This is a genomic window from Porcipelethomonas sp. (genome assembly GCF_051893655.1).
Taxonomy (GTDB): Bacteria; Bacillota; Clostridia; order Oscillospirales; family Ruminococcaceae; genus Porcipelethomonas.
This window is the reverse complement of record NZ_JBJFHN010000114.1, coordinates 1-7,751: the sequence shown is the minus strand read 5'-3', so window position 1 is coordinate 7,751 and position 7,751 is coordinate 1. Positions and strand designations below refer to the sequence as shown.

Annotated in this window: 8 protein-coding genes and 2 tRNA genes; 1 reads left to right on the top strand and 9 read right to left on the bottom strand. The window is 39.1% G+C overall.

What is annotated here, in order from left to right:
- Positions 1–66 precede the first annotated feature (66 nt).
- The 5 genes from ACI4WO_RS06660 to ACI4WO_RS06640 all read right to left on the bottom strand — a co-directional run bounded on the left by ACI4WO_RS06660 (position 67) and on the right by ACI4WO_RS06640 (position 2,256).
- Positions 67–143: transfer RNA gene (locus tag ACI4WO_RS06660), tRNA-Asp, on the bottom strand.
- Between the two features lie 5 nt (positions 144–148).
- Positions 149–224, bottom strand: a tRNA-Val gene (locus ACI4WO_RS06655).
- Positions 225–313: 89 nt separating this feature from the next.
- On the bottom strand, positions 314–1,186 hold the full coding sequence (gene hslO, locus ACI4WO_RS06650; protein WP_439806779.1) for an Hsp33 family molecular chaperone HslO: 873 nt from the start codon (positions 1,184–1,186) through the stop codon (positions 314–316).
- A 22-nt stretch (positions 1,187–1,208) separates the two neighbouring features.
- Positions 1,209–1,955: a class I SAM-dependent DNA methyltransferase gene (locus ACI4WO_RS06645; RefSeq protein ID WP_439806778.1), complete on the bottom strand. Its 747-nt coding sequence runs from the start codon at positions 1,953–1,955 to the stop codon at positions 1,209–1,211.
- Entirely contained in the window at positions 1,942–2,256 is a 315-nt protein-coding gene (locus ACI4WO_RS06640; RefSeq protein WP_439806777.1) for a YerC/YecD family TrpR-related protein, read from the bottom strand. The genes ACI4WO_RS06645 and ACI4WO_RS06640 overlap by 14 nt, the downstream gene beginning before the upstream one ends.
- Before the next feature lie 353 nt (positions 2,257–2,609).
- Here ACI4WO_RS06640 and ACI4WO_RS06635 point away from each other — a divergent pair, with 353 nt between their 5' ends.
- On the top strand, positions 2,610–2,786 hold the full coding sequence (locus ACI4WO_RS06635) for a hypothetical protein (RefSeq protein WP_439806776.1): 177 nt from the start codon (positions 2,610–2,612) through the stop codon (positions 2,784–2,786).
- Between the two features lie 360 nt (positions 2,787–3,146).
- Here the strand turns inward: ACI4WO_RS06635 and ACI4WO_RS06630 are convergent, their stop codons facing one another.
- The 4 genes from ACI4WO_RS06630 to ACI4WO_RS06615 all read right to left on the bottom strand — a co-directional run bounded on the left by ACI4WO_RS06630 (position 3,147) and on the right by ACI4WO_RS06615 (position 7,712).
- The gene (locus ACI4WO_RS06630; protein WP_439806775.1) at positions 3,147–4,901 is read right to left on the bottom strand and encodes an NADH-dependent [FeFe] hydrogenase, group A6; all 1,755 of its coding nucleotides are present in this window, start codon (positions 4,899–4,901) and stop codon (positions 3,147–3,149) included.
- A 14-nt stretch (positions 4,902–4,915) separates the two neighbouring features.
- Positions 4,916–6,709, bottom strand: a complete 1,794-nt coding sequence (locus ACI4WO_RS06625) for an NADH-ubiquinone oxidoreductase-F iron-sulfur binding region domain-containing protein (RefSeq protein ID WP_439806774.1) — start codon at positions 6,707–6,709, stop codon at positions 4,916–4,918.
- A gap of 63 nt (positions 6,710–6,772) precedes the next feature.
- Positions 6,773–7,126 (bottom strand): (2Fe-2S) ferredoxin domain-containing protein, encoded by a 354-nt coding sequence (locus tag ACI4WO_RS06620; RefSeq protein WP_439806773.1) that lies wholly within the window; start codon positions 7,124–7,126, stop codon positions 6,773–6,775.
- Between the two features lie 16 nt (positions 7,127–7,142).
- Entirely contained in the window at positions 7,143–7,712 is a 570-nt protein-coding gene (locus ACI4WO_RS06615) for an ATP-binding protein (RefSeq protein WP_439806772.1), read from the bottom strand.
- Positions 7,713–7,751: the final 39 nt, after the last annotated feature.

Below are 7,751 nucleotides of genomic sequence, written 5' to 3'. Positions count from 1 at the left end.
AACCAATGACACGGGGATTTTCAGTCCCCTGCTCTACCGACTGAGCTACAGAGGCGTTTGCCATTATGGCGACCTGGATGGGAGTCGAACCCACGACCTCTAGCGTGACAGGCTAGCGTTCTAACCAACTGAACTACCAGGCCATAAATGGTGGGAACAATAGGGCTCGAACCTATGACCCTCTGCTTGTAAGGCAGATGCTCTCCCAGCTGAGCTATGCTCCCTTTTGCCAGTACATTTGTTACACTCGCTGTGCAACGATATTTATTATACACTATAATCAAGAATTTGTCAATACCTTTTTTAAAAATTTTCAAATTTTTTTCAGCGATAGAATTTCTTCCGGAGTAAATGTATATTTTTTATTGCAGAAATGGCAGCATACCTCAGTTACTTCCTGTTCGGCTGCGAGTTTTTCAAGCTCCTCGGAGTTTAAACCGGCAAGAATTTTTTCGGTTCTTTCTCTGCTGCAATCACATTTATAGACAGGATTGCTTTCATCGAGTATATTGGGTTCAAGTCCGTCCAGCAGCGACAAGGCGATATCTTCGACTGTTTTGCCTGATTTGAAAAGATCTGTTACGGAATTGATTTTGCTTACATTTTTTTCAATGGTGCTTATGCAGTTTTCATCCGCAAAGGGGAGAAGCTGTACTAAAAATCCTCCGGCACAGTTTACGGAAAGATCAGGATTCACAAGTACTCCCAGACCGCATACCGTCGGGATCTGTTCGCTGGAAACGAAATAATTTGCAATATCCTCTCCGATTTCTCCTGAAACAATCGGAACCATTCCGCAATAGGGTTCTTTAAGTCCCAGATCTTTTGCAACAGTCAGCGTACCGTCTTTTCCTACAGCACCAGCCACATCCAGTTTACCGATACTGTTCAGAGGAATTTCTACTACGGGATTTTGTACATAGCTTTTTACATTTCCCATTCCATCTGATACTGCCAGAAGCATTCCGGCAGGACCTCCTCCGTCAATTTTTACCGTTATTGAATCATCTTTTCCCTTAAGACCATATCCCATCATAGAAGCTGCAATGGAAAGTCTTCCGAGGGCAGCTGTTACAACGGCACTTGTCTTATGGATTTTTTCTATTTCACCTACTATATCAGCAGCGTCCAGAGCCATTGAAACAGCTGAAGCGTCCTTTGATATAGCTCTTTTTAATATTCCCATTATATAAAACTCCTTGAAAGTATTATTTTTGTGTTACAAAAACAGCTCTTTGACTGTTTTCCTTTAAAGGCTCAAAACTGTCTTCATCATAAATATTCAAAACCCTAAAACCCGTATTTTCCAGAGCATGTTTGATATCCTCAATAGAATAAGCGTTTTCATAGAAGCTTTCTGAATATCTTGAATATTTTTCATTTTCCGGAACAAAGAAATCCAGGTCAATTTTTACTTTGCTGTTTTCACAGCTGTTTTGCCAGACACAGTAAACTTCATCTGTGTCATAAATAAATGTATGCTCTCCCAATATTGTTTTATGCTTAAATTCAGTATTAATATCAAAAATAAAAAGACCCTCAGGATTTGTAAAAGTGAAAACTTTAGAAAAAACAGTTTTCAAGTCATCAAAATTATCAAGATGGTTAAGACTGTCCAGTGCACAGATTGTAATGTCAACTCCACCGTAAAGGTCAAGCTCACGCATATCCTGACAAACATATTGTATATTTTTGCCGCTTTCAAACTTTTTATCCATAGCAATGCCCAGCATTTCAGGAGAGCTGTCAACGGCAATTACATCATATCCCAGATCATCCATTGCTTCTGACAGGCTTCCGGTACCGCATGCCAGGTCAAGAAGCAATCCGCACTGCTTTCCGCCGGATTGTTTTATTAATGTATTAAAATATTCGGCACGTTTGCGGTAGTCAATATTTTGTGTGAGTATATCATAATATTCAGCAAAAATTCCATAGCTTTTATTCGGCTTCATCATTAGCATCCTTCATTTTATTCATTCTTTCAAAGACAATTGCATATCCATCGCAGCCGTAGTTGAGAGAACGATTTACACGGCTTATTGTAGCGGTACTGGCTCCGGTGGCAGCAACAATATCATTGTATACATGATGCTCACTCAACATTTTAGCTACCTGAAGTCTTTGGGAAAGTGATTTAAGTTCCAGAACAGTACACAAATCCTCAAAAAAATTGTAGCATTCTTCACGTGTTTCAAGGCATAAAACAGCGTCAAAAAGGTTGTCCATTGCCTTATCCTTTAATTTATTGTTCACTGCAAAATCCTCCTGAAAAAATCCGTTTTTAATATTTATATTTTAGCACATTACAATGTAAAAGTAAAGAGCCAATAAGAAAATTTTATCCTCAAAAATGTTAAATATGATTTTATCGCTCCACCAATTAAACCTTACCAAATTGGCTGTAGCAGTAATTTATTAAAAGTGTCATTTTGCTCGTCACCAAAGGTGACAACCGCAAATATAAGCAAATAGATTTCGGCAAGGTTTTCTTTCTTCATCTATATATAGAAAATGCTAATGAATTTATTACAGTCGTTTTTGCACAAAGCAAGTTGTAACCATTCTTACTGCTATATCATATGATATAGTGAAGGTGGTGAAAAATAGTGAGCAAGAAAGAAAACTGTGTTGAACTGAATATATATGTTGAGTGCGATAAATGTTCTAAATCTGAACCAAAGGTTCAGTGTGACAGCACCGATAAAAATGATGATGATGAAACATGCGTTAAAATAAACGTATTCGTTGAATGTGATAAGAAAAAATGCAGATATACGATATAAAGTATTTTTGCAAAGGTCATAATCATGAAATCCCCGGAGGTTAAACTCCGGGGATTTTTTTGTATTAATATTGACATAAATTTACATTATTGATATAATTAAATTATAATTTATACGATAGGAGAAATTAAAATTGTATATAATAAAAACATGTTTTGACCATTGTCCGGTACAGAATACACAGTATTTTATAGAAATTAAATATTGTTTATTTGATATTAATACTTATAAAAAAGATTCTATGGAATGCGGTTATCAGTCATTTTATAGAAATACCTGTCCTATTTACGACAAATGTCCTATTTATGTTTCGGCTGCTGAATTTTTTGTTAATCGATGAATATTGAATATGTAATTTAATTAATATTCGTTAACTTTTCTCTTTACATATGTAGTATGGAGAAGTTCATGTGCTTTATGACTGCCTGGTTCGCCAAGATAATTATCATAAAGCTCCTTAATAACAGGATTTTCATGAGATTTTCTGATAGGTCTGCTTTCGTCAAGATCATAAAGAACTTTTGCTCTTAAAGCACGGATATCGGTGAAGTTTCTGACGCTTGCAGGCTGCTGAGGCTGTCCGCCGCCGTTTACACATCCGCCAGGACATCCCATAATTTCGATAAACTGATAATCAGCTTCACCGTTTTTAACCTTGTTAAGCAGAGTTCTTGCGTTTCCAAGACCGCTTGCAACTGCAACCTTTACCTTCATTCCAGCAACGTCATATGTTGCTTCCTTGATTCCCTCTGTACCACGAATCTCAGTAAAATCTACAGACGGCAGTTCCTGTCCTGTCAATTCTTCAACAGCTGTTCTTAATGCAGCTTCCATAACACCGCCTGTTGCACCGAATATTACACCTGCACCTGTTGAAACGCCCAGCGGATCGTCAAATTTTTCATCAGGAAGAGCCATGAACTGGATGCCTGCACGTTCTATCATTCTTGCAAGTTCTCTTGTAGTAATAGCTATATCAACATCAGGATAACCTGCACCGTCTTCATCGTCACGACCGATTTCAAATTTCTTTGCTGTACATGGCATAATGCTGACAGAAACGATATCCTTAGGATCAATGCCTTCCTTCTCAGCGTAATAGGATTTTACTATTGCACCGAACATCTGCTGAGGAGATTTACAGCTTGAAAGATTTTCTGTCATGTCAGGGAAGTAGTGTTCACAGTATTTTACCCAGCCAGGTGAGCAGGATGTTATAAGCGGAAGCTTTCCGCCGTTTTTAACTCTGTCAAGAAATTCATGTGCTTCTTCCATGATTGTAAGGTCAGCGGAGAAGTTTGTGTCAAATACCTTATCGAATCCGAGGCGTCTCAGAGCGGCAGCCATTTTTCCTTCTACATCTGTACCGACAGGAAGTCCGAAAGCTTCTCCGAGAGCAGCTCTTACTGCCGGAGCAGCCTGAACAACAACATGTTTTGTAGGATCAGCAATTGCTGCAAATACTTCCTTTGTGTTATCCTTTTCAGAAATAGCACCAACAGGACAGACAGCTATACACTGACCGCATGATACACAGCTTGTTTCACCAAGACCCATATCAAATGCACTCTGAATAACTGTTCTGAATCCACGTTCATTAGCACCTATTACGCCTATACCCTGAACCTTTTCGCAGACAGCAGAACATCTTCTGCAAAGAATACATTTATTGTTGTCACGATACATATGAGCTGCGGAATTATCTATTTCATATACATTCTTTTCGCCGTCATAAATACTTTCGTCATCAACACCCATATCTCTTGCAAGCTTCTGAAGCTCACAGTTATGACTTCTAACGCATGACAGACATTTTCTGTCATGATTTGACAGAATAAGCTGAAGAGTTTTCTTTCTTGATTCGATTACCTTAGGAGAGTTAGTAAGAACCTCCATACCTTCGCTTACCGGATAAACGCATGATGCAACGATTCTGAAACCTCTTCCTTCATTTGCTTCAACAACGCAGATTCGGCATGCACCGATTTCATTGATATCCTTTAAATAGCAGAGTGTAGGAATATCAATATTAGCCATGCGGGCAGCTTCAAGAATTGTTGTACCCTTAGGTACGGAAACTGCCATACCATTTATTTTAAGATTTATTTTTTCCATTATCAGTTCCTCCACTATTTCTTGCTGATTGCGCCGAACTTACATTTTTCCATACAAGCGCCGCACTTCAGACATTTGTTCTTGTCAATAACATGCGGTGATTTAACAGTACCGCTGATAGCACCGGCAGGACATACTCTTGAACACAATGTACAGCCCTTGCACTTTTCAGGGTCAATTTCAAAGCTTAACAGATGCTTGCAGACACCGGCAGGACATTTTTTGTCAACAACATGGGCAATATATTCATCTCTGAAATAACGGAGTGTTGATAATACAGGGTTTGGAGCTGTCTGACCGAGACCGCAGAGAGAGTTTTGCTTGATGTAGTAGCAAAGTTCTTCAAGCTTGTCAATATCCTCCAGAGTGCCCTGACCTCTTGTAATTTTATCCAGGATTTCGTACATACGCTTTGTACCGATACGGCAAGGTGTACATTTTCCGCAGGATTCATCAACAGTAAATTCCAGGAAGAATTTAGCGATGTCAACCATACAGTTGTCTTCGTCCATTACGATAAGACCGCCTGAACCCATCATAGAACCTATACTGATAAGGTTATCATAGTCAATCGGAATATCCATATGTTCAGCAGGAATGCATCCGCCGGAAGGACCGCCTGTCTGAGCAGCCTTGAATTTTTTGCCGTTTGGAATACCGCCGCCGATTTCTTCGATAACTGTTCTGAGAGTTGTACCCATAGGAACTTCAACGAGACCAGTATTGTGAATTTTTCCGCCGAGGGCAAATACCTTTGTACCTTTTGACTTTTCAGTACCCATTGAAGCAAACCAGTCAGCACCGTTTAAAATAATCTGAGGAATGTTAGCATATGTTTCAACATTGTTTAAGATTGTTGGTTTCTGGAACAGACCTTTTTCAGCAGGGAACGGAGGACGTGGACGAGGTTCACCTCTGTTGCCTTCAATAGAGGTCATAAGAGCGGTTTCCTCGCCGCATACGAACGCACCGGCACCAAGTCTCAGACCGATATCGAATGAGAAGTCTGTACCGAATATATTTTTGCCCAGCAGACCGTATTCACGAGCCTGTTTAATTGCAATTTCAAGTCTCTGAACGGCGATTGGGTATTCTGCACGAACATAAATATAACCCTGTGACGCACCGATAGCATAGCCTGCAATTGCCATAGCTTCCAGTACAACATGCGGGTCGCCCTCAAGTACGGAACGATCCATAAATGCTCCCGGGTCACCTTCATCGGCGTTGCAGCATACATATTTCTGATCGGCATCCTTTACTATGTTTCTTGCGAGTTCCCATTTTTTTCCTGTAGGGAATCCGCCGCCGCCTCTTCCTCTGAGACCGCTGTCGAGAATAGTCTGAATAACCTCTTCAGGAGTCATTTCAGTCAGAACCTTAGCCAGTGCCTGATAGCCGTTTTCCCCTATGTATTCATCGATATTTTCCGGATTTATAACACCGCAGTTTCTCAGAGCAACACGGTGCTGCTTTTTATAGAATGCAGTATCCTGCAATGACTTTATACCGGAATCTGTAACAGTTTCCTGATAAACGAGTCTTGTAACAATACGTCCCTTAAGGAGATGTTCCTCAACGATTTCAGGAATATCTTCAGCCTTAACCATTGAATAGAATGTTCCTTCAGGGTAAACTATCATAATCGGACCTAAAGCACAGAGGCCAAAACAACCGGTTTTGACAACCTGTACTTCGTCTTTAAGTCCGTTTTTTTCAATTTCCGTAATGAGTGCCTTTTCAATTGCAGCACTGCCGGAGGAAGTACAGCCTGTACCACCGCATATTAAAACGTGTGAACGATACATAATTTTATTCCTTTCAGCTTGTCATAAACCATGACAGCAATTTTTTCGCAGTATTGAAATTAATCAGATTGTATATTCGGACACAACCTGACCGCCGACAAGATGCTTTTCAATTACTTCCTTTGCCTTGTCAGCGTTCATGTTTACATATGTAACTTTATCTTTGCCTTTTTCGTAAATTTCAACAATAGGCTCCAGCTGACAGTTTCCTATGCAGCCAGTCTGTGATACCATTACATTTTCAATGCCTTTTTCAGCGATACCATCTGCAAATGCAGTCAGGACATCTCTTGCTCCGGCAGCAATTCCGCAGGTTCCCATTGCAACAATAACTTTTGTATTGTCAGGATCTTCGGCTCTGAGGGTTACCTGCGCTTTCATTTTTGCTTTTATAGCATTTAATTCCTCAATTGTCATTTTTTACTCCTTAAACCTAAATTATATTATAATTGACGAATTCATTTTCAATTTTTTCTATATTTCTTTTCAGTTTCTGTTTTTCAGCAGATATCAACTGGTAATTTATTTTTCCGGTATTTCTGAAATATGACGTAAGATTTACTGAATCGTATGTAAAATTTACGTTTTTTGCTTTTAAATGCAGAATAATTCTGGTTTCCGGACTGGAAATCAATACAGAATAAACCGTTGAAAAAATATCGCCGACGGGGATACAATTTATACTGTCAGTTAAAAAAACTGCTTTAATTACAGTACCCACAGACAATACTGATTCAATGCTGAATTTTCCTCCGGTTATTTCAGCTGCATATTTAAAAAATGATATTCCAAGACCAGTACACTGATTATTTTTGGTAGTAAAAAAAGGATCACAGCATTTTCTCAGCTGTTCATCCGTCATGCCGTTTCCATTGTCTTCAACTGAAACAGACATTTCGTTTTTACCGGATTTATTTTCTATAGTAATTATTATTTCTGATGCGTTTGCACGGAGAGAATTCTGCAGTATATCAAGAATATGAAAAGAAATATCCGAAAACATATTCAGTCAGCGTATTTATTCAGAATTTCATCTATTTCA

Coding starts and splice junctions, on each gene's coding strand:
- ACI4WO_RS06630 (WP_439806775.1), bottom strand. CDS start 4,901: ATGGAAAAAATAAATCTTAAAATAAATGGTATGGCAGTTTCCGTACCT.
- hslO (WP_439806779.1), bottom strand. CDS start 1,186: ATGGGAATATTAAAAAGAGCTATATCAAAGGACGCTTCAGCTGTTTCA.
- ACI4WO_RS06620 (WP_439806773.1), bottom strand. CDS start 7,126: ATGACAATTGAGGAATTAAATGCTATAAAAGCAAAAATGAAAGCGCAG.
- ACI4WO_RS06625 (WP_439806774.1), bottom strand. CDS start 6,709: ATGTATCGTTCACACGTTTTAATATGCGGTGGTACAGGCTGTACTTCC.
- ACI4WO_RS06615 (WP_439806772.1), bottom strand. CDS start 7,712: ATGTTTTCGGATATTTCTTTTCATATTCTTGATATACTGCAGAATTCT.
- ACI4WO_RS06645 (WP_439806778.1), bottom strand. CDS start 1,955: ATGAAGCCGAATAAAAGCTATGGAATTTTTGCTGAATATTATGATATA.